General features: G+C 29.8%; 11 protein-coding genes. 6 read left to right on the top strand and 5 right to left on the bottom strand.

Annotated features, from left to right (window positions below; all coding sequences use genetic code 11):
• Positions 1–76 precede the first annotated feature (76 nt).
• Both Arg41_RS05435 and Arg41_RS05440 read right to left on the bottom strand, forming a co-directional pair.
• Positions 77–1,192 (bottom strand): hypothetical protein, encoded by a 1,116-nt coding sequence (locus tag Arg41_RS05435; protein ID WP_092490560.1) that lies wholly within the window; start codon positions 1,190–1,192, stop codon positions 77–79.
• A 754-nt stretch (positions 1,193–1,946) separates the two neighbouring features.
• Positions 1,947–3,014: a hypothetical protein gene (locus Arg41_RS05440; RefSeq protein ID WP_092490561.1), complete on the bottom strand. Its 1,068-nt coding sequence runs from the start codon at positions 3,012–3,014 to the stop codon at positions 1,947–1,949.
• Between the two features lie 667 nt (positions 3,015–3,681).
• On the opposite strand from Arg41_RS05440, the gene Arg41_RS05445 reads away from it, so the two are divergent.
• Entirely contained in the window at positions 3,682–4,653 is a 972-nt protein-coding gene (locus tag Arg41_RS05445; protein WP_092343496.1) for a hypothetical protein, read from the top strand.
• Between the two features lie 430 nt (positions 4,654–5,083).
• On the opposite strand, the gene Arg41_RS05450 is transcribed toward Arg41_RS05445, so the two are convergent.
• From Arg41_RS05450 to Arg41_RS05465, 3 genes are all read right to left on the bottom strand, one after another.
• Positions 5,084–5,734: a hypothetical protein gene (locus Arg41_RS05450; protein WP_092490562.1), complete on the bottom strand. Its 651-nt coding sequence runs from the start codon at positions 5,732–5,734 to the stop codon at positions 5,084–5,086.
• Between the two features lie 1,572 nt (positions 5,735–7,306).
• On the bottom strand, positions 7,307–7,468 hold the full coding sequence (locus Arg41_RS05460; RefSeq protein ID WP_157722289.1) for a hypothetical protein: 162 nt from the start codon (positions 7,466–7,468) through the stop codon (positions 7,307–7,309).
• 363 nt (positions 7,469–7,831) lie between these two features.
• Positions 7,832–8,593 carry a hypothetical protein gene (locus tag Arg41_RS05465; RefSeq protein ID WP_092490565.1) on the bottom strand — a complete coding sequence of 254 codons (762 nt, stop codon included), beginning with the start codon at positions 8,591–8,593 and terminating at the stop codon, positions 7,832–7,834.
• 1,311 nt (positions 8,594–9,904) lie between these two features.
• Between Arg41_RS05465 and Arg41_RS05470 the strand changes: the two genes are divergently transcribed.
• The 5 genes from Arg41_RS05470 (at position 9,905) to Arg41_RS05490 (ending at position 24,402) form a co-directional block, all read left to right on the top strand.
• Positions 9,905–12,388, top strand: a complete 2,484-nt coding sequence (locus tag Arg41_RS05470) for a hypothetical protein (RefSeq protein ID WP_092490566.1) — start codon at positions 9,905–9,907, stop codon at positions 12,386–12,388.
• A gap of 882 nt (positions 12,389–13,270) precedes the next feature.
• On the top strand, positions 13,271–15,640 hold the full coding sequence (locus Arg41_RS05475; protein ID WP_092490567.1) for a hypothetical protein: 2,370 nt from the start codon (positions 13,271–13,273) through the stop codon (positions 15,638–15,640).
• Between the two features lie 392 nt (positions 15,641–16,032).
• Positions 16,033–18,396, top strand: a complete 2,364-nt coding sequence (locus Arg41_RS05480) for a hypothetical protein (protein WP_092490568.1) — start codon at positions 16,033–16,035, stop codon at positions 18,394–18,396.
• A 546-nt stretch (positions 18,397–18,942) separates the two neighbouring features.
• Positions 18,943–21,357 carry a hypothetical protein gene (locus tag Arg41_RS05485; protein ID WP_092490569.1) on the top strand — a complete coding sequence of 805 codons (2,415 nt, stop codon included), beginning with the start codon at positions 18,943–18,945 and terminating at the stop codon, positions 21,355–21,357.
• Positions 21,358–21,921: 564 nt separating this feature from the next.
• A complete protein-coding gene (locus Arg41_RS05490) occupies positions 21,922–24,402 on the top strand; it encodes a hypothetical protein (RefSeq protein ID WP_092490570.1) in 2,481 nt (826 codons plus the stop codon).
• Positions 24,403–24,717: the final 315 nt, after the last annotated feature.

The raw sequence follows: 24,717 nt of genomic DNA on the forward strand, positions 1-24,717 counted from the left end.
AAAAAAGCAAAGCGCACACTGTACCTTGCTTGCATACCAAAGATTATAGCAAGAAACCACAATAATAATATACTTCCTACAACTCCGTTACAGGCAACTCGGCACACAAAGGTAAGTCTGAACTTGCAGGTAACTCTGAACTTGCAGGTACGTCTGAACTTGCAGACACCTCTGGAACTACAGATAACTCTGGACCCATTGGATACGCTATATAAACAATATCATCAGCAATATCACTAGCCCCCACTGTAGCTGAACTATAACCTCTTTGTCTTCTACGAACCCTTTTAATTACAGTAACAACCGCAAAAGCAATACCCATCATTAAAAACAAAGCACTTAGCAGAATAACCATAAGTATAGAACTATCCTCTCCAGATTGATCTATATCATAAAACGAAGTAGAAAATACTTCACGAGGTGTAGATGTAACTGTAGATGTGTCATTATAATCATAATCGGTAGTAAATGGCAGCAACGTCGTAGCACTTGTTGTCAAATTAGTAGTAGAATTGGTAGTAGAATTGGTAGTAGAATTATGCATTGAGAGATCAAGTCTAACATAATTTCCAATACTTTTGCAATATTCTTCTCCATTATTGCACATATCTTCCCTTTCTACTGTAGAATCACTTCTCGATACGGCAAAAAATACTTTTTTCATATCACTTAATGATTCGTTATAACCAGAACCCCTGGCTTCAGCCGCTAAACTTTTAGCCTTTCTTTTAAAAGATTTAGCTAATTTCTTGATCTCTTCTTTATTATTATCACTGCATATGAGTTGCTCTAGATCAAAACCAGATGCAGTTTCATTTAAGTATTTACCTACTACAAAATCACTTCTATTACCAATCCCCCTTTCATGCATGCCATCAGCAACTTCGATTAATGCACATAAATTACCACACAACTTCATACATAAATTTCTATAAAAACGCACACCATCGCCAGAACCAAGCAGGGTCATCAAAATCGAAGACCTTAATAGAAAACGTACACCTAATCTAGAGATGACTTTAAGCAAACTATTTCCCGAGATGCCAAGATTTAATCCAGCACGATACCCAGCAACAGTACTTTGTGTAACTGAAGCAATAACTGAAGAGCATCTATGATCACCATCACTAGCTGAATATTCTTCATCACTACAATCAGTTACCTCTGAAAAAATTATACCATCTGTGTTCATTGTTTCGCCTTCTGCGTGATCTCAAAATTACATTACGTATGCCCCTAATTCCCAAAGTAATATAAAACTAAAATACTTAAAGTAGTGATAATTTTTTGCCGTTATCGTTATAAAAAATAAAAATCAATAATTAAAATTAATATTACCTATACATTAATTTTTAATGAAACTTAATATCCAATCGGTTATATTTAACCAAATTATTCTAATTTTTTACAAATATAATGTATATTTATTTCAAAATTTTTTCTTATTTATTTTTAAAAAAAACTTAAATTTTATTATAAACTTTGGGCTTATTTGCTATAAATCTCTCAATTTTAAATCAACATCAAATATGCCCAATCCAGATTAAGCAGATCAATAACCATTACTAAACTTTGACCACATAAATCATTACAAAAATTACATTTTGCATATACTTTTTATGTTTCTGATTAATAATACGCAAAATTATTCTTCATAGTTAATTCTTAGAAAATGATGATTTAATTCACACCTTAAATGTAGGTTATATTGGAAATTATTGGACATATTAAGAAAAAAATACTATATTGACACTTGAATTATTATCTAAATTTTAGATTGATTAATTACATATTTAATGAGCCACATAAACAGCATGTCACGTTAACAAATTAGCACTTCCATTAATAAATGATAGCCTTTAATTAAATAATAATTTACAGTTAAAATTGTTAATAATCATCAAAAGAATTGTATGTTTTTAAACATTTTAAAAAAAATAAAAATTTTATTCATCTCTAGCATGAATTTGGACCTTCACAAAAATCTTGCCATCACAATTTCTAACAAAATACTCTTCATCTTGGTCATCATCTCTATGCGAACATTCAACACCTGCAGATTCAGTAATAACCGACATTTCCATGGACTCATTATTGCCATCACAGTCACTAGAGTGATTACTCAATATTTTTGTAATACTACATAATCTATCAAATTTGTTGTTTATTAACCTTCTGACTTTGACAATCTTTGTATTATTACTTATCAAAAAAACATTTAGTAGAACCAAAAAAGATATCAACGAACAGAACAGAGATGCTAAAAGTACATAATTTGGAGAAAAACGAAGACTACGACCTAAACTACTAAAAACACCACGGGAAACATCATATACTTCAACCAATGATTCAACAGTAGTTGTTGCCGTAGTCGTTACAGGAGATACCGGCTTAGCGGTAATCCAAACTATGTTATTACCAACACCTGGGTAAACAAAATCTAAATAGTTATGCAAATTTGGGCAAATATGTAGCTGCACAGCACCGACATCAAACTCTTTTTTAGCTATCATAAAAGGCGCAAGCAGCTCTTTCTTTAAAGTATCAAACCAATAATAAAATAACATGTCAAAATCTTTATACCAACTTAAGAAAACATCTTTTTCAATCATATTGTTACTTATACTTTTATTACCAGTAATATGAATTATTTCATTTTCTAAAGAAAGCATATCTTTGGTCAAAGTTACAGGAAGAGGAGTACCTATAAGCATAGCATGCCTAAATTGTCTTTCTATATATATTAGAAGACATACCCTAAGAGAAAATGCCTCTAAAAGCTCATTGTCATCATTAAAACTACAAGTTACACCTATTAAATGAAAAAAGATCAAGAAGAGCATAAACTTTTTAGCATATTTAGCTAATCCCTGGTAATTTGAGAAAAATGTAACGCTGTGACCTTCATATAATAACGCACCATGCTCATCGCAATTATTGTTATCAATCTCATCATTAAATGATCTATCTTCCACGCATAAATCCGAGTATAAACCACCAACAACGCTACACATGAAATCACCCTTTAAACGATCACAACCTATATAATACTTCAATAAAACAAGCAATTATTGCTATAACACAAATAATTGATATAAGAAAAATTTAAGATAATCATTGTACGCAAATCACGTTAAATACAGCAGCAAAAACTATACTCCACAAGTAGAAATTTTTTTATATGGATACATTCACAGTTTTATATAGACAGATACATTCACAGATATATCAATTTGATATTTATGGAGCACAACACAAAACATAAGTAAACGAATAACAAGTATATAAATTTCATCAATTTTTTAGTGACTATTAAAATAAGAAAACAAAACATACATAACCTACGTAATTTACAATATCATCCAATATGGTAGCAACATACTGTATATTGTGTAGGCAGTTAATTTATTAAAATTTGTTTTAAATATTATTTGTCACAACAATATTCATAGGCAACATATAAATTAAGTGTTTAATTTTATTATTAAACTAACACTATAGAAAAATACACCTGTAATAATACATTAAAGATTTAGTAGTAAGTTACAAATAAAATAAAAATACCTGATACCCCATATTTGCTACCATAAAATAACAGTGAAAGTAAAAAACAGTTCATCTCAAAATATTTATCTTGGTAGTATTATAGTACGCACAAATTATTATTTTCATAGGATTGAAATGATTAGGACAAAATTCGGAAGTCCAAACCGTTGTCTAGATAGTACATTGGATCACCAATGCAGAGAAAAAAATTTAGATCGTTTGTCTCATTGCCAATGCGAAACTATACTGCTAGAAAAACGAGAAAAAAATTATCCTTTATACAAAAACAGTAAAATGTTTTTAGGATTAAACACAACCTCGATCCTTAAATTAGCATCCATATTTAGTTTACTAGGGTATGCAAATGGAATATTAGATTATGATGAAGACATTTATATATCATCAAGCTGGCTTACTATGAAAACAAGCCTCTGTATGCTAATATACATTAAAGAACATTTTGATAGGGCTATCTTAAATGGCGAGTCCGTCCCCAGCGTAGACATTAACACGATATTAAGCAATATTTTGGAAAAAATAAACTCCACATTACCTATAAAAATTACAGATCAAGACATTAACCACAAGCTTTATTATGTAGGAGATTACTTATACTCCGTATCTCGTAAATTTATTCTTAATAAAACTGACTACTTATTAGATTTTTTAGATCACGGATCTTTTGAACAATATGATAAGTTACATCTTGCTAATTTAACCCCTCCAGCTATAGGAAACATTGAAAATGATGAGTATAGCAACGCAGCTATTGTATCAAATATAAGCAGAAAAATAGTCAAAAAGATTCACTATAGAGGTGATCAGGAGGTAGTCAAGGAAAATACCATTTATTGTAAAAGCATTGTTGAATATATCTCCACATTAACTAATTCAGACAATGATCCAGAACCAGAAACTATAGGAAAAAACATAAAAGTTATAGTATTAACTCTTGCAGCGTTTTCATTTTTGCTTGTTGCTTACTTTATAGTTGCTTTCGTTAAAAATAAGTTCTCTAATAATTGTATTCTTCGCAGATCAGAAAATGATGATAACGTTGAAATAATAATGCTAAGCGATATTGAAGAAGAAGAGGAAGTAGCATAAAGTATTAATAGGATAAAATGAAAACATCAACCAACCAATCTAAAACTAACCATACCAATTCGATAAAAAAATAATAGGCATCATTCATCAAAGAAAAAACAATGCCTATAACACTGAACTTTAAATGCAATAACGCACAACTTGTGTACCTTAAAAGCACATAACCTAGGAAATCTATTAAAAATAATACAATTTACAAAATAATAACAAAAACAATAGCCGTCTCCAGCTACCAAAACACAGCAACTTGCCCCCCCTTACTTACTTCTATTTTTCATGCTGCTTTTCATGCCGCATTAATTAATTCAATAAATAATTGAACTTCTAGTGAATGAAATACATAATACTTACATACCACTAAAAGGAATACTGTTTATATGCAATCAATTACCACAACTCACTACCATAAAAATCCATACGTTTCGCTTACCTACAACTCTGTTACAGGAATATTTGAATATTTCCTCCTTGAATGATTATCTCTAGTTGATAAAGCGTAATCTAGATCTTGCCTAGACATATCAGAATTTTTATGTCTTACTACTTTAATAATAGCAATGATAGAAACAAGAAAAATACCAATTGAAAATACTACCCCTAAAGCAATACCAAAATTTCTAACATCAAACGCACTACCTACTTCTAATTGATCATCAATTGTGGTAGCTACTGATGGTAATGTAGTACTTTCGTTGATGCTCTGGGGTAATGACGATGAAACATCTGCACTATCACTTGTAATAAAAGACAATGTTGTCGATGTTACGTTTTTTGCCACATCTCTAATAATAGACAACAACGATGTTTTATTACCAGTTACGTTTCCAGAAAAAGGTACTAATTGAGTATTAACCGTGGTAACTACTGATGATAGTGTAGTACTTTCATCGACGACCAGGGGTGATGCCGCCGAGACAGTTACGCTATCACTTTTAATAAAAGACACCGTAGATGTTATCCTACTTGCTACATCTTCAATAAGTGACAACAACGATGTCGTACTACCCTCATCATCACTAAAAAAAGGTACTAACTGAGTAGTACCCGCTTCATAACCAGCAACTAAATTATTCGTATCCACTATTACATCTCCTACATTATTCCAAAGACAAATTCCATAACTGCTGTAAGTGTATATAAATCAAAACATTTAATGTAATGATTTTTTTACATTTATTACGGAATAATAAAACATAGGCATTGACATTATGTTATTCATTAATACAGCATTTAATACCTACAGTATTACCTTGAACACCATTATCTTTTGTATAGCAAGCAATATAATATTCGCTCTTAAGCTTTACTTGTTTTTAAAAAATTTAACTTATATATTGCCATATATCATTTTGCAATATATCATTTAATAAATAAAATTATTCGATACAGATACTATAAACATGTAAATCAGATTGCGGTGCTGCTTGTATACAATAAACAAATCATATGTTTTTATAATTAATTTATTGCTCTTATGTACACATAATTTAGTTAAAAACTGATCCTAATAAATTGATATTAAATTATTACTTGAATAATTAGTGCAAATAGACATTGATAGTGCTTAAAAATACATTTTAAAACATATCTTATATATAAAATATAAATTTACATTTTACTAATAAAATAATTCAACAGCATTAAAAATATAGGACCCCTTATAAATACCTACATATTGGCACAATATAAATTTTATAAAGCACCACTTTTCTTAAAAACAAAAAATCTTAAAAAATCTTTATCACAGAATAAATAATTATAAATAGTATAAATGCAGACTCATTATTAAGGAGAAGTAAAAAATTAAGAGCTATGTCCTTTAAAAACTCATCATAATCTTTGTTTACTTGTAACTTAAATATAAATTCAAATACAAACGTTGATATGAGTTTAAAATTTCTACCCACCCCCTACCGGGATAATTTTAAGTACAGAAATAAAGATCGCCACTACCACAAAAAACAACACCTAACAAATGCTTCAATACAAATAGTGATAAGGGCAAAATCACCTAATATAAAAACATTAGTACTATAAAATAATCCCTGAATCACTACTCTACAACATCTCATATAAGCTCAATATACATACCACCTGTAATACTATCCCTAAAAAAACATAAATTAGTGAATAATAAATTATTGAATGCATTATTTTACTATTACTAATAGAAAGGAGACATACATGATTATAGACAGGCAATTAATGTCTTCAGAGTAAATAAAGGGTATATTCTTACTACAACAATACTTACCAGTCTAAATCAAACTTATGCAATTATACTATTTACATAAATGTTATGCTTACAGAACGCGTTCGACTATTTTAAATATTATATATATATTGAAAATTAGCTTATAAACCTTACTTCATCACATAAAAAACAAATGCTTAGGAATATCAATCATATTGCTGCTTGCCATTAATAATATTGGAATAGAACATGAGATACTGGTAGGAATTAAATACCAATTAAATCAATAGAACAAGTAAGTAATGTAAAAAGTTTACATATTAGTTTTTTATATTCCATACGAAATATCTTTTAACTTACCTAAAAACTAATCAACTTGAATGTCGTATTAAGATGGCTTTATATATGGCAAATCACAACATAAAACAACTTACTTATATTTCTATTTTCATGGAGCCACTATGACAGTGTTATATCAAAAAAATTTTTACCTTCTTTGTAATCAAAACATGAATAAACATAAGCCATTTTTAACGCGATACAACCGCACCCACAGTAGAACCCCTTCCTCAACAAAATATCATCTACATCTGAAGCTAGAGGTTTATACCCAAACCTCACACATAAAGCATCCCGTTTTTTCATGGAAGCAAAAATTACAATTCCAATTGATGTTTCTTCGTGTACTGCCTATGAAAATCCTATGCTATGGGTAACGGAAGTATAATTTTTTTCAGATAAAACACATCTCCTATCTTTAAATTATATATAAATAAGCTACAAATTAAACAAGCTACAAATTTAAATTAACCTGTAACAACAACTAAACTAAATATTTAATCAACACACCTCTAGCCGAAAAAACCATGCGGGCCATTTCACTAGCTTTACAGAAAACACATTTTTAATTAATTATTTTTATCAATTTTAATATTATGTCTAAATATGTTAGCCTGATACATAAAAACAAAGCATTAATATCTATTATCCGGTAATACTTTCAAGCGACTCATCATCATAACCTACATCATAATCATCTTCATCTTCATAATCCTCATCTCCATCATCTTCATCATCTCCATCGTCATCTTCATCTTCATCTTCATCATCTTCATCATCGTAATCATCATCCTCATAATCACCATAATCCTCATCATCCTCACCATCCTCACCATCCTCACCATACTCATTATTAGGTATTTGCATTTTTATTTCTTTTATTGGAAATTGAAGTCCTTCCAAACTAAATTTAAATACACCTTCTTCAGCATTGATACCATCTAGCAGAGAAAAATCCATCTCATTATCTACCAGTTCATGTTTAACACTCGTACTCCAGCCATTAGCGTATTTAGAGTGTCCTTGCATGTACTGCTGAGATTCGTATTTTCCACTCCACATACACATAGTTAAACACGTGTCTTTTCCCAATCCTAGATAATTAAACGTATGATCACAATATGATAGAGGTTCAAACAAGTGCACATATTGCAAAAACCTAGATAGAAATACAGCCGCTAAATCATCTAGGGCAGATATACACTTGGCTACACCATTCCTACAAATACCACAAACCACATCTGCAATAGAAACACGATCCAACGCCCCCGAATACAACGATGGCCTATTACACAAACTATGATCTGTATTGGAAAAACAAAAACTGGAAAATGTCCTCACGAAACCGGAACTACATACCTCTGCCTCAAATCTTTCCATTAAGCGACCAAATATACTAAGATTCATGTTTTACATCCCCTAAATTAACGTATCTATACACAAAGTTATAATAAAATACAAACACAGTGATACAGATGGTACTACAAGTACTACAAATTTGTGTAGCATGTGAAAAACATATGATATCTAACTTTTGATAATATTAAAATGCATTATATGAAAATAGCTATGCATTAGTAGATACACAGATATATACGAAATAAATATAACTTAATAATGTAAATATTTAATAAATAATGATTAGTGGTTATTTGTATCTTTTTACTAAAAACAAGATAACAGACTACTTCGTCATAATAAAAATAACAGTAGGCGCTATGATCACGGTATAAATCACTAGAGAAAAATTTGGAAAGTCTTAGGTGCCTTATAACTATGATATTATCCTAGGAGTTAGTTATCTTTCTGCCTATAAAATTTATGAATCCCATTACTCGATGTCACTCACCCATCAAGTACCATAACTTTTCTATATTTAAGCTTTCGATACTAATTATTTATAATGCAAATATTATCTATGCTGCAACTATAATAAACCCATATTATTTAAATCAACATTATATTAGATCGGTGATAATTTTAGCAGCAGAAATTAAAACCGCTCACCTGTAATGAAAAGTTGTATCTACATTCAATAATAAAATTACTACGAATTAAAATTTATCATGAAGTAACCTATCATGAAGTAACAAGAAATATCAGATTCAAATACAGAACTAGAACTAACAAATACAAAACCAATGATACAGCACTAACATCGTGCTCATTTTTATACTCATTAATTGGTATAGTACAATATATTTGATTAACTTAAAATAAATCAAAAGTCATAATTTTTTGTCAAAGAAAAATTAGTACTTCCTTTATCAAAAAGCAACGATCACAGAAATGATATTGAGCAACATTACATAAAAGGGAAAAAGGGCAAAGAATGAAATTTATCTATTGTAAACATAATTAATTATTTAGTCATGATAAATGCATAGTAAAATCCCCATTACTCACAACATCCTGTCAGTAATAATAAACCTATACCTATTCCAAATTAATTCTAGTTAACTACTATAAACATTTAAGTTCTATCCTATAAATAATACTGTCTTCTAGCTAACAACAGCCAAAAATATTTTCATTATCAAAATGTAATTACTAGTTCTCCTGAGTAATAAATAGCATAGAAAAAACCACCGCTTCACAACCATATAATCAATAAATAAATACTATCACATTGATTTTATTTATATGCTTACAGTTATAAACTGATAATGTTATATTGGGTGTCTTCATAAGTGTCACTTTCCTATCGGTGTTTACAAAGTGAAAAATACTGGCACTAGCTCTTTAAATAAAGAGGGTAAATTAGCTGATGGGGACATGACCTCCATACCATGTCAACCTTCTTGCTCTGGTGCTGGTGCTGGTGCTGGTGCTGGTGGTTCACAAAATTCACCTGAGTATGCATCTATCCATTCATTATCCACTCTTATGCAAATAGATTGTAGCTTCATCGATGTAACTTCTGACGATGTTTATAATCTTATATCTAGCATACGTAGTAGAAATTTATCTCAGTATAGATCTTCCATGCATGTATTCCTAGAATCATGTATGTCTAAATCTCTTCAACACCTTCGTCTGTTTAAAGTTGAACCACTTATCTCTTATGAAAAAATAAATTCTGATCCAAATCCTAATGAAGACGAATATATCGTTCACAATAAAGAAGAATACAATTCCCTGCAATATATGTGTGACTATCTTAAATATTATATGTTGGAAGAAAATTACGTAGAAGTTTTACCTCCAATGGATGAATTTATCGCTAATTATATCGAAGAAAATGAATGCAATAGAATAATTAATGCAGTAAAAAGGGAAACAAATGTAGAAAAATGTTCACGGTTTAGAGCAAGATATGGACCAACAGTTGACATTCCACCCACGGGAGTCGATAAAAGAGTATTATATACCAGAAGTGGACACTCATTTAAATCATCAATTGAAAAATTGGAACATGATGAATCCGATTCTTGTGGTAAAAGTACTATTAATCGAGATCTTATATCAAAATTTATATCTCCAGGATCAGGAAAAAAAATAATCAGTAAGGATAGCACGATTAGAGCAATGAAATTATCTAGTAATAATTACACTTCCTCTTACAACTGGTATGCTCAAAGTTTCGTAAAATTCCACATATTACTTAGCGATAAATTTGAAAAGGCAGCTAATGATAAAAAATCGCTTATTGGTAGAAGCACGTACTTACGAAACATTGCTAAAGATAGGGAGAGACTTAGGAATGCCGAGCTCAAAACTAGAGATATTATCATCAAAATTTTTATGCAGTATTACTTATCGCTCAAAAATCAATTTAAATTTATCTTCAAACATATATTTAAAGATAAATTAGACCTTCTAAATGGAGAATTTGAACTGCCGCCAGCACCGGAAAAATGTTCACTATTGAAGCAAACAACAATGTCAGATAATCATCGCTGTAAAATAATTTCTGATATGGAAATTGTTAGACATCGCATGGGTAATTATTTATCAAAAATTGAACATAAACATGAAGAAAGTGAAAAACTTTACACAGAAAACGCAATACTTATTAGAAATAAATGTGAAGGCTATATTATAAGTCTTGAAAGTAAAGAAGACTACGACAGCACACACACACCACTTTTCCCTAGTACTAGTCTAGGTACAAATCATGAAATAAGAGAAGATAAAAGTGATACTGGTACTAATGCTCAATCATCTCATCTTGGAGCTATGAGCAAACCATCTTCGAAATCATTTAATACCATATCTGGGCTCAACGCATCATCCGGAATCAAATGGGTAGACCCTGGATTAGTGGATCCTGGATCTATTGCAGATATTGTTTGCAGCCTTGATAACAAAGATGTACGTAAGTACTTATCTGCAATGAGCATTTTCACAGCAAAATTCATGCATAAATCTTTGAAATATACTCGAGCACTTAAAATAGCCCTACCTAATTATACAGATACTTACCTAAATGATACAAGAGCAGATGGATATATTGCTAATAACAATGGCAATTATGGTCGCCTGCAATACATGTGTGATCACTTTAAATATTATGTATTAAGGAGTCAATTAGACCCCCTAGCATATGAGGAAATGACTGTTAAAGCATCAATTTCTCCACTACTAAAAACAATTAATGATGAAGAGAAAAATTTTGAATTGAATGTTGGCACTAAACTTAGGGCAGAAAAAGTTGTATCGCTGGTTAATTATGAACATGACGAATACAATCTACTAATTAAATCTATAGAAAAAGAGTACTTGAATTTATCTAAAACTAGAAAAATAATAATTGACGACATTAATCATAATAAAACTAAAATTTGGTCATTAATTAGGCCACTAGACCTCTCATGCAGAGACCACTTAATTGAATGTTTAATGAAGTATTACTTATCAATCACAGATAGATTAGAATCTATTGCCAATTTGGAGTTTAAAAACATAGGCAGACAAGATCTAAATGACAGATTTGTACTGCCAGTATCAGCAGAAATTGGAGAATTAGTACATGAAGAAATAATTACTGAATTACCAACTTTTTATTATATAAAAAGAAAAAATTTATTTTGTAGCGAAAATGTTTGTATGTGTAACTATTACGAAGGCACTTGCATGCCAGCAATACGAGTCCGTACTATGGAAAAAATTGTAGATCGCATGAAAGAATACATATTGTCCTTACACATCAAAGATAATGGAGAAGTTACACATAACAGCATACGGCTCTTCCGGCAATAGATGCAGATAAAAATTAGAAATATAAAAATTATCACATTACTTTAGCATTAAACAAAAAAATTACACCTGATATATCACCTAATATGTTGAGGCCGTATTGATCAACAAAAAACAAGAGATATAAGTAAAGAGATATAAGTAAATAATTTAAGATAGTAATCAAGATTAAGCAAAGAAGATGGTTATTCACCTGAATATATTACCCCTAGTATGGTTATATATAAATGTTAAAAGAGATGAAGAAGGAAAATGTGAATTACACATATTGGAATTAAATTTACCGCAAAATAAATTGTCTTCTGAATTTATTATATTGATATTGATCAATATGGGCATCAATAAATATCCCTAAAAATATGATTATTATTAGTAGAAAATAAGCAGGAGAAACTAGCCGATAACACTATCTGGTGCTTAAATAATAAGGCTTATATCATTAGATCTATAAATTAGATAAATTTTAACTAGTTAACTAGGTGTTTATGTAATATTAATTAAATATATATTTCGATCTATGATCTATGAATAATTTATAAAATCATCGATGATTATGGATTACAAGCCACCAGCAATAAGAGAAATTTCTAAAGCTTTACTCAATCAAACTAGCAATAAAAAATCTATTTTTTTTATACCAGCAATAGCCTATGTACTGATTACAGTTAACCTGATATCATTGTTGTGCTTACACTTCGGATAACAGATAAAAAAGTGGGAGATGTTCTAAAAAAATTGCTCCCACGATGGGCTATAAATAAATATTATTATCGTTATTTTGATTATATACTCGATGATACAAAGCAGAATATGCATTATTACTACTGACCCGCGGCTTACACTAGTTTCGTTTATACATTTATCAATAAAAGGAAAAATATTAATTTGGATCTGAAATTGATATTAACTGACTGTGATGAGGATCATCTATCGGATCGTTCTTATGATTTTAGAAATGACAGCTCAATAAACTCACCCGAATCTTCACCTTCCAGTAAAGTATCAGAGCTTGTGCAAATAGATTGTAGTTTTGTAGATGTAAATCCTATCGTTATTTCCGAAATTATATCCAGCATCCACAGTAAAAATTCATCCCAGTATAAATCTGCCATGAATTTTTTATTAGAATCATGTATGTCTAAATCTTTGGAATACCTGAGTTTGCTTAAAGTAGAACCCCTCACCTCTAGCGAAAAAATAAATTTTGATCCTAATCCAGATAGAGATGAATATATTATCAAAAATAAAAATGAATATGGAAGATTACAATATATGTGTGATTATTTTAAATATTACATGACGGGAAATTGCTTAGAAGTTGTATCGCCAACAGACGAATTTATTGTTAACTGTATTGAGGAAAAAAGATGCGCTGAGAGAATTAATGTAATCAAAAGAAAAACCAATGCTGATAAATGTCATAGATATGAAGCAAAATATGGGCCCACAGTAAATGTTCCACCTATAGGTACTGATTACAGAATACTGTACACCAGAACTGGGTATTCACTTAAATTATTGCTTGAAAAATTTATGCAAAGTGAAATTTATGCTGATCGTAAAAAATTTACAAATCCAGGATTAATATCCAAGTTCATAGTTCCAGGATCAGGATCAGCAAAAAAATTAATTATCAATAATGGGATGATTAAAAAAATAAGGGCATCTAGTAACAATTGCATTTCAGCTAGCGATTGGTATGCAAGCAGTTTTATGAAATATCACTTATTTCTTGGTGAAAAATTTCAGCAAATATCATGCGCTAAAAAATCAATTGTTAATGAAAGTTCAAACTTGAATAACATTATTAATGCCAAAAAATCACTAAGAGATGCCGACCTTAAAACTAGAGACATGATCATTAATAGTCTCATGAAATATTATCTGTCACTCAAAGATAAATTCGAATACATTTATAGGTGTAGGTTTAATAGTGAATCAGAATTTACTAAAGAATTTGACCTTCCAGTACCAAAAGAATTATCATTATTGGAACAAAAATTATCGTCTGAAGAATATCATCACAAAATAGATTCCGATATGAAAATTGTCAGAAGTCGTATGAATAACTATCTATCAAAAATTGATTACAAGGATAGAGAAAGCAGAGAATTTTATAAAGAAAAAAATATGATACTTATCAAGAATAAGTACAAAACCTATACTATAAAGTATGAGGACACAGAAAACACTTCTACTGTTAGATTACATAAAAAATACGAATCTGAAACAGTTAAAGATGAAGGGATAAATATTTTTACGAGAAAAATATCCCGTAGCATTGTAATTACTGGTTCCTGCTTAATACCTCTAAAATCATCTAATTTCATATCTGGAATTAATATATCGTCTATCACAAAACAAATAGACCCAGGATTAGTAGATCATAGATCTATTGCAGATATTATTTGTAGCATCGATAATAATGATATACATAGGTATAAATCAGCCATTAATATTTTTACGGCAAGATTCATGTCCAGATCTCTGCAGTATGTTCGAGCACTTAACGTAGATTTACCATATTGCAATGACAGTTACTACAATGATTACCACAGCGATCCAGACCTGGATGAATATATTGTTCAGAGTGAGGGCGAATACAAACGCTTACAGTACATGTGTGATTATTTTAAGTATTACATATTGGAAAGTCAATTAGAATCTCTAGCATATGAAGAGACAAGTATTAGAGAAGATTTACCTCTACTAAGCACCATTAATACTGAGGAGGAAAAACATGGACCACATACCGGAATTGAATTTTCCGCAGAAGAATATGACCTATTAATAAAATCTATAAAAATAGAATGCTTACAACTTATGGAAAATAGAAAAAAATTAATTTTTGATATTGATAAACATAAAACCAAAATTAAATTACTACTTAGACCATTAGATTGCCCAGTTAGGGATGAATTAATTAAATGTTTAATGGAGTATTACCTATTAATTATAGATAAATTTGAATCTATAGCTGATTTAGAGTTTAAAAACATAAATAGACCTTTAACTGAAAAATTTATACTACCGGTACCAAAAGTAGCTGCAGAAATAGTACATAGAGAAATACACACCAGACAAACAGTTTATGGGTATAATGTTGCATTCAGAGAAAACTTTTTTTGTGATGAAAACAATTGTCTATGTACTGATAATCATGGATACAGTCCCTTTACAGCAATACGTAGACTAATTATGGAAACTGTTGCAGATCGGATGAAGAACTACCTATTATCACTAAACAATGAATAATCCGTACACAATAAGGAACTTCCTCTATCTCTATTATAGAGATACCATAAAAATTGCTAAATTTTCAACAACACTTTACTTTATATAATGAAACGTAATTACAAAATTGTTTTACCTACACATTAAAAATTATCTTATAAAATGAGAGCATGATCTTACGTTAAATCAATCTAAGGTTGAGTATATCAATAAAAAATTATCTCTTTCATTTATCTATAAAAATCACACCTTGTTATAAAAAACTTACAATGATTATTGCACAAACATATAGTATCATGGGAAATATATTGCGTATATTCTCTACTTGATATTCAAAATTATCTACTGAGACTATTAATTTATCCCAACCATGTATATTTTAGTGTAACTTATTGATCGGTTCTTAATATAAAATGAAACATATTAGCAATAACACTTTGAGTGAGGAATCGATATTAGATTATGACAACTCAAACTATCCAACAGAACTTACTACCGATGTTTCCCAAGATTATTCTGAATGCCAGCTACTTCATAGCATGTCTGATCTTATGCAAATAAATTACAAATTTCTGGATATAGGACATGAAACTATTTCTGATCTTGTTTCTAGCATCCATAGCAATAATTTACCCCAATATAGATATTCCATGCATATCTTCCTAAAATCATGCATGTCTAAATCCCTGCAATACCTACGTTTGTTTAAAGTTGAGCCTCTTACATCTAGCGAAAAAATAAAATTTGACCCAACTCCAGATAAAGATGAATATATTGTACGCAATAAAGGAGAATATGGTTCTCTGCAATATATGTGTGACTATTTTAAATATTATATGCTGGAAAATTTCACGGAAATTGTATCACCAATTAACGAATTTATTGTTAATTGTATTGAAGAAAATGATTGTGTTGAAAAAATAAATATAATAAAAAAGAAAACAAACTTAGATAAATGCCTACGATTCGAAGCAGAATACGGACCTACAGTCTATGTCCCGCCAATAAGAAATGACTGCAGAATAATGTATACCAAAAATGGATATTCACTTAAGTTATTACTTGATAAATTGATGCAAAACACTATTACCAGTGGGAATAAAGAACTTACGAATCCTGATCTTATATCCAAATTTATATTTCCAATATCATTAAAAAAACTAATTAGTAGTAATAACATGATCAAAAGAATGAAATTCTCTAATAACAATGCTACTAATAATTGGTATGCTGAAAGTTTTATGAAATATCACCTATTACTTACTGATAAATTTAAACAAACATCCAATAATAAAAAATCAATGATCAGAAACAACACAAACATGGACAGTATTATTAAAGATAAGGAGAAAATGAGGAACGCTGACCTCAAAGCTAGAGACATGATCATTAGAAGCTTTATGATCTATTACTTATCACTTAAAAACAAATTTAAGCACATGTATGAGAATAGGTTTAAATATGAATCGGCATTTATAACTGAAGATTTTAAACTTCCTATACCTAAAGAGTGGAACTTATTGGCTCCAAAATTGTTACCGGATGATCAGCGTTATAAGATAAATTTCGATACAGAAATTGTTAGGCATCGTATGAACAACTATCTATCAAAACTTAAAATTTATAAGGAAAAAATTACCCTGCCCATCATTATAAATAAAAAAGTCATTGCTACTTTTAGTCCTGTTTTTCTTAGCACTAGCTTAGATAAAATCGATAACATAGTTAAAGATATTTCCATACAGAAATCTAGCAACGATATTGGAACCAATAGTACTAACAAAAAACCTCAGAGGTCATTTGATTTAATATCTGGCATCAATATATCATCAAGTATCACACGAATAGACCCTGAATTAGTAGATCCTGGAGCAATTGCTGATATTATTTTCAGCCTTGAAAATAAAAACGTGTCCGGATATCTAGCAGCCCTAAGTAATTTTACCGCAAGATTTATGTGTAAATCTTTGAAATATGTTCGTGCATTTAAAGTAGATATCATTGATTACAATACTATTTATCTAATTAGTAGAAATATAGATGATGACCCAGACATGGACGAATACATTGTTCAGAGCAACGGCAGGTATACACGACTGCAATACATGTGTGACTATTTTAAGTACCATGTCCTAAAGAGTCAGTTGGAAACCTTAGCATATGAGGAAATAAATAATAAAGAAGAAACTTTACCTCTATTAAGTACCATAGATTCTGAACTCACAAAATATGAACCACAGGTTGAAACTACCGCAGAAAAAATTTCATCGGTATCAGTAGTTGATGATGAATATGATCTTCTTATAAGATCTGTCAAAAGAGAATGCCTATATCTAACAGAAACTAGGAAGAAATTAATTTCCGATATTAATGCAAATAAAAACAAAATCATATCATTACTTAGACCTCTAGACTGTTCAACTAGGGATGAGTTAATTAAGTGTTTAATGGAATATTACCTATTAGTTATAGATAAATTTGAATTTATGGCTAATTTAGAATTTAAAAATATAAGCAGACCATTAAATAAAAGATTAGTGCTCCCGGTACCAAAATTAATTGCAGAGATAATTCATAGAGAGATATACACTGATAGGACATTGCATGATTATTATGTAATATTCAGGGAAAATTTTTTTTGCGACGACAGCAATTGCCTATGCACTAACAGTCTTGAGTATAACTCTCTCACGATAATACGTAGGATAATCATGGAAAAAGCTACTAGTCGCATGAAGGAATACCTATTGTCCTTAGACATAGAAGATAATGGATAAGTTACACTAAACAGCGTGTGATTATTCTAGTAATAAAAAATATGAGTAATAATCATAATTGCCTTATTTCAACTTTTTTATTGATGCTATAATTTATAATTATTAGCTAGATATTAATTTATTAAATGTTTAATAGATAATTGCTTATTAATTAAGGATATTTAAATCCGTTGCTGATACAAATTCTATAAAAATATAACTAGAAACCTAACTGAAAAATTGTCAATTCCGACACCAAAATTAATACATAGGTAGCACGTAGTAAATAATCTAAAAATTTCACATTAATAAATATCATATTCAATTACGCATAACATAAAAAATTAGCACTTTACTTTAAAAAGCAACTATTTTATAGTTTAACATTGTATTAATTAACAGTTAACTAGTTATATAATAAAAAACAATCACTTTTAATGATAATAATAAATATTATTATCATTAAATTATCTGTAAATTAACACCGCCTATACATCTATAAAAAAGTATAATATACATCCACAAATAATTTATAACTGTACTGTTACTAAATATGAGTTTTAGAAAATGAGAAATATTTGCGATAAAAATTTATATGAAGAATTAGATGAGGAGGAGAAAAATGCATATTTTCAATCGGAACAACCTTCTTGCTCTAGCACTGACATTTCAAAATTAATGTGTCCAGGCAGCACGTTAGAATTTATGCAAATAGATTGTAGTTTTGTCGATGTAGACGGCCGTACTATTCATAATCTTCTTTCTGGTATTCGCAGTAGAAATTTATCTCAATACGGATCAGCCATGCATGTATTCCTGGAATCGTGCATGGAAAAATCTTTACAATACCTACGCTTATTTAAAGTTGAACCTCTCACCTCTATCGAAAAAATAGATTTTGACCCAAGACCAGATAGAGACGACTACATTATTCACAAAAATGGAGAATACGGCCCTCTGGAGTATATGTGTGACTATTTTAAATATTATATGTTGGGAAATTGTACAGAAGTTGTATGTCCAATTAATGAACTCATTAATAACTGCATTGAAGAAAGAGATTACGCCAAAAAGGCTAATATAATTAAAGAAAAAACTAATGATAACAAATGCTTCAAATTCGTAGCAGAATACGGACCCACAACTAACGTTCCTGCTATAGGAACAGATCGCAGAATATTGTATTCTAGAAATGGATATTCACTAAGATTATTACTTGAAGAATTAACGCAAAGTAACAGTAATAATGATACACAAAAATTCACAGACCGATATCTTGTATCTAAATTTATGGTTGCTAAATCAGAAAAAAAACCAACTGACGGTAGCATACTTAAAAAGATAAAAAAATCTGGCAATACTTACGTTGCTGCCAATAATTGGTATGCTAGAAGTTTCACGAAGTACCAATTATTTCTTCATGATAAATTTAAAAAAACAAATAGTGACAAAGAGTCAATCATCAATAGCACTACAGAAATTGATGTTATTATTAAAAGCAAGGAAGAACTAAGAAAGAATGATCTTAAAACTAGAGATGTGCTCATTAGAAGATTTGCGAAATATTACTTGTCACTTAAGAATAAATTGGAATTCATATGTAAATCTATATTTAAAGATGAATCAGATCTTCTAACTAAAGAATTCGAACTTCCAGTACCAGAAGAATGTTCGTTATTAGCAGCAAAAATAGCATCATATAATCATCGTTATAAGATAGATGCTGATATGGAAGTCGTCAAAAACCGCATGAGTAGCCATTTATCAAATCATAAATATAAAGAAATTGGTGGATTTAGTACAGAAGAAAAAACAATTATTATTAGAAATTTCCGCAAAGGTTACATTATAAAAATTGAAGACATGGACTATGTCCCTATTACTGAAACCATTTCTATAAGTGACAACATAGATGAAGATATTTTAGTTGAAGATATTAGTACAAGTAGGACATCTCTGAGACCAGTTAATTTAATATCCGGCATTAAAATATCATCTGGTACAACACTGGTAGACCCTGAATTAGTAGATCCTGGATCCATTGCCGATATTATCATCAGCCTTGATAGAAAAGATATATCTGGCTACCTATCTGCCGTAAATGCTTTCACAGCAAAATTTATGTATAAATCTTTGCAATATGTTCGGGCACTTAACTTAGCAAGTCCTGATTATAATGCTATCTACCAAACCAACCCAGACACAGATGAACATATTATTTGTGGCAATGGTATGTACGGACATTTGCAATACATATCCGACTATTTTAAATATTATGTCTTAGGAAGTCATTTAGAATCTTTAGCACATGGAGAAGTAGATCTTGAGGAAGAAATTTTACCCCTACTAAATGCCGTTAATACTTACGAAAATAAAGAAAAACCTGAGATGATTAGTAGTATTATTGAATCTTGTACAAAAAAAACGGAATTACCGATTGGAGAATCTGAGTTACTAATAGGATCTGTCAGAATAGAATGTATGAATTTGATGGAAAATAGAAAAGAATTAATTGCCGACATTAACGAAAATAGAAACAAAATTAAATCATTATTTATGCCATTAGACTGCTCAGTTAGAAATGAGTTAATTAGATGTTTAATGGAATATTACATATCAATTATGGATGAATTCGAATCTATGGCTAATTTAAAATTTAAAAATACAAATAGATCTCTAACTGAAAGATTAGTATTACCTGTACCTAGAGCAGTTGCAGAGATAGTACATGAAGAAATAGAAACCCAACAACAGCCAGGAACTCAAAGATCTCCTAGTTATTATTATGTTAGAAAGAGAGAAAATTTCTTTTGTGACATCAATGCTTGTCTGTGTACAAATTCTATGGTGTATGATACCTCCTTGGCGATACGCATACGTATCATGGAAAAAGTTATAGAGCGAATGAAAGAATACCTATTATCCTTAAATATAGGAGATAATGGAGAAGTTGAACTTAACAGCGTACGGTTATTCGAGTAATGCCGTAATAGAAAAAATAGGTGAAAATTATAATTTTCTTGCTTTAACTTTATGGCACCGAAACAATTAGACTATTTGGTAATACTGATTATTAGTTATAGACAATTTAGGGTTTATAAAAATTTATACCTAATATTATATTAGCACAAAGAAAATTTCTTATGTGATGCCATATCTCGTCTATGCACTAAAATTGTGATCTAACGACAGTACGCACGTGCATAATAAAAAAGTTATAGATCGTATGAAAGGATATCTATTGTATCCTTGGAATCAGGAACAATGTAGAAGTTACTCATAATATATGATTAGTAGATATTAAATGAATATAGGAATTGAACTTGTAGCAATATCAATATGTGACATATTTCAGTATGGCAGAAAATATTATAAATTAGTTAATTGTCGCACAATTATATAAAAAATTACTTCCCTGATATGATAAAAACAACTACAATCGCGACGATTTGATTTTCATTTATAAAGTACTGGTAAATGATACATGTAATTTTTACTGTCACATAAAATGCACTTGCTATTTGTAGTTTAGTTGGAGCATGAAAAATGAGAAATGTAAGCAACAGCAATTTTAGTGATGAACCAGTCTTAGCTGAAGAAGATATAAATTACCAACCAGAACAACCTTGTTGCTCCGGTGAGCATAGCTTGCAAAATTTACATAAATCTGAATCTACTGATAGCATATCCAGCATATCCGATCTTATGCAATCTTCATCTCTGGATAGTGGAATATCTGGTTTTATGCAAATAGACTGTAGCTTTGTTGATGTAGATTCCAACATTATTTCTAATCTTATTTATAGTATCCATAGTAGAAATTTACCTCTGTATATGTCTTCGGTACATCTCTTCCTAGAATCATGTATGAATAAATCTTTAAGATACCTGCGTTTGTTTAAGGTCGAGCCTCTAACTTCTAGTGAAAAAATAGATTTTGATCCCGGCCCGGATAGAGATGAGTATATTGTTCGAAATGCAGAAGAATACGGATCTCTGCAATACATGTGCGACTACTTTAAATATTATATATTGGGAAATTGCACAGAAGTTGTTTCGCCAATGGATGAATTTGATGTTAATTGTATAAAGGAAAATGATTGCGTTAAAATAATTAATACAATCAAAAATAAAACGGATGTTAGAAAATGTTGTCAACTCACAGCAAAATACGGCCCCTCTGTCGAGGTTCCAAGTATAGGAACTGATTACAGAATATTGTATACAAGAAATGGACATTCACTTAAGTTATCTATTGAAAAATTAATACAGAATGAAGTTACAGATTCCAATAAAAAAATTGTAAATAAAAATTTTGTATTAAAATATATATCTCCAGAATCAGGAAAAATATTAACTAATAATCGTATAGCTAGAAAAATTAAATCATCTACTAATAATTATGTTTCCACTAATGATTGGTACGCTAGTAGTTTTATTAAATATCACTTATTTATTAATAATAAATTTGAAGAAATCTCCAATGCTAAAAACCCAATTATTAATGACAGCACAAACATGAAGAGCATTATCGAAAACAAGGAAGAACTCAGGAATTACGATCTTAAAATTAGGGATATACTCATTAGAAGTTTTATGAGGTATTACCTATCAATTAAAGGTAAATTCAAATATATCTGTAAATCTAGATTTAAAGGTGAATCTGAGATTATAACTAAAGAGTTTGAACTTCCTGTGCCTGAAGAATATTCATTAGCAGCACAAAAAACATTATCTGATAATCATCGCTGTAAAATAAATGCTAATATGGAAGTTGTTAGAAAACGTATGAGCAACTATTTATCAGAATATAGACATAAAGAAAGCGTAGAATTTTATAGAGAAGGAAGTGGAATAATTATTAGGGATAGATATAAAAGCTATGCGATAAAATTTAGAAACATGGGAAATATGACCGCTTCAGACTTTATTTTTCGTAATATTAGCTCAGATAAAAAAGCAGAAATAGGCAAGGATATTCTTACACATAAATCGGAGGACATTAGAATTAACAGTACTTATAAAACACCTCCGAAATCATTTAATTTCATATCTGGTATCAATATATCATCAGGTATAACACTCGTAGACCCTGAATTAGTAAATCATGGAGACGTTGCTGACATTATTTGTAGCCTTGACAACAAAGATGTACCTAGGTACCTGGATGCAATGAGTAATTTCACAGCAAAATTTATGTATAAATCTTTGCAATATATTAGAGCACTTAAAGTAGAACTACCAAACTACGATACCACTTATTTAATTAATCCAAATATGGATGAATATATTTCTCAAAATAACGGCACATATACAAGATTGCAATACATGTGCGACTACTTTAAATATTATATTTTGAGAAGCCATTTGGAATCTCTAGCATATAAAAGAATAAATATTGAGGAAGAAATTTTACCCCTGCTAACTACAACTAATGATGAAGAAGGAAAATTTAAGCTACAAATTGGAATTGATGCAGAAGAAATTACAACAGCAGTTGATGATGAATATGAACTACTAATGGAATCTATAAAAGTAGAATGTTTAGATTTAATAGAAAACAGAAAAAAATTAATTGATGAAATTAATGAAAATAAAAACAAAATTAGATCATCACTTAGGTCACTAGAATGCTCAATCAGAGACGAATTAATTAAATGTTTAATGGAATATTACTTATTAATTGTAGATAAATTTGAATCAATAGCTACTTTAGAATTTAAAAAAATTAACAGACCTCTAAATGAAAGACTAGTGTTGCCTGTTCCCCAAGCAGTTGCAGAGGCAGCACATAAAGAAATACATACCGGAGAAGTATTACATAACTATTATGTTAGACGTAGAAATAATTTCTTTTGTGATGAAAATACTTGTCTATGTACCAAATCTAGAGTGTGTAACACTCATATGGTAATAAAAATTCACATCCTAGAAAAAGTCATAGATCGCATGAAAGAGTACATGCTATCCATAACAATCAAAGACAATGGTGACATTGTGCATAACAGCGTACAACTTTTTGAGTAAAATGACAAGGAAGGGAAAAATTTTAATTATCTTGCTTTAATTTCATAAAACATGCTACCGATAGTTAATTTTACAATTATCACAATGATTTTTATCAAAAATTATCAATATAACAAAGTAGGATAAAACAGCAAATATATGGAAATATGTAATCGATACATGTAGACTAAAAATTGAAGTTTTAGAGATAGTCACAAATATTATAAAACTGCAGCTATAACAATGGCCAGCAGATTAAAAATTTAAGAATTATTAATAGCACTTTGCATATAAAAATTGATGTAGGTCATATTTTTTATTTATTAAATTCATTAC

The organism is Candidatus Ichthyocystis hellenicum, assembly GCF_001460935.1.
GTDB lineage: Bacteria > Pseudomonadota > Gammaproteobacteria > Burkholderiales > 2013Ark19i > Ichthyocystis > Ichthyocystis hellenicum.

What these genes read in the sequence shown, in the direction of transcription:
- Arg41_RS05445 (WP_092343496.1), top strand. Translation starts at nt 3,682, where the DNA reads ATGATTAGGACAAAATTCGGAAGTCCAAACCGTTGTCTAGATAGTACA.
- Arg41_RS05435 (WP_092490560.1), bottom strand. Translation starts at nt 1,192, where the DNA reads ATGAACACAGATGGTATAATTTTTTCAGAGGTAACTGATTGTAGTGAT.
- Arg41_RS05485 (WP_092490569.1), top strand. Translation starts at nt 18,943, where the DNA reads ATGAGAAATATTTGCGATAAAAATTTATATGAAGAATTAGATGAGGAG.
- Arg41_RS05440 (WP_092490561.1), bottom strand. Translation starts at nt 3,014, where the DNA reads ATGTGTAGCGTTGTTGGTGGTTTATACTCGGATTTATGCGTGGAAGAT.
- Arg41_RS05465 (WP_092490565.1), bottom strand. Translation starts at nt 8,593, where the DNA reads ATGAATCTTAGTATATTTGGTCGCTTAATGGAAAGATTTGAGGCAGAG.
- Arg41_RS05490 (WP_092490570.1), top strand. Translation starts at nt 21,922, where the DNA reads ATGAGAAATGTAAGCAACAGCAATTTTAGTGATGAACCAGTCTTAGCT.
- Arg41_RS05480 (WP_092490568.1), top strand. Translation starts at nt 16,033, where the DNA reads ATGAAACATATTAGCAATAACACTTTGAGTGAGGAATCGATATTAGAT.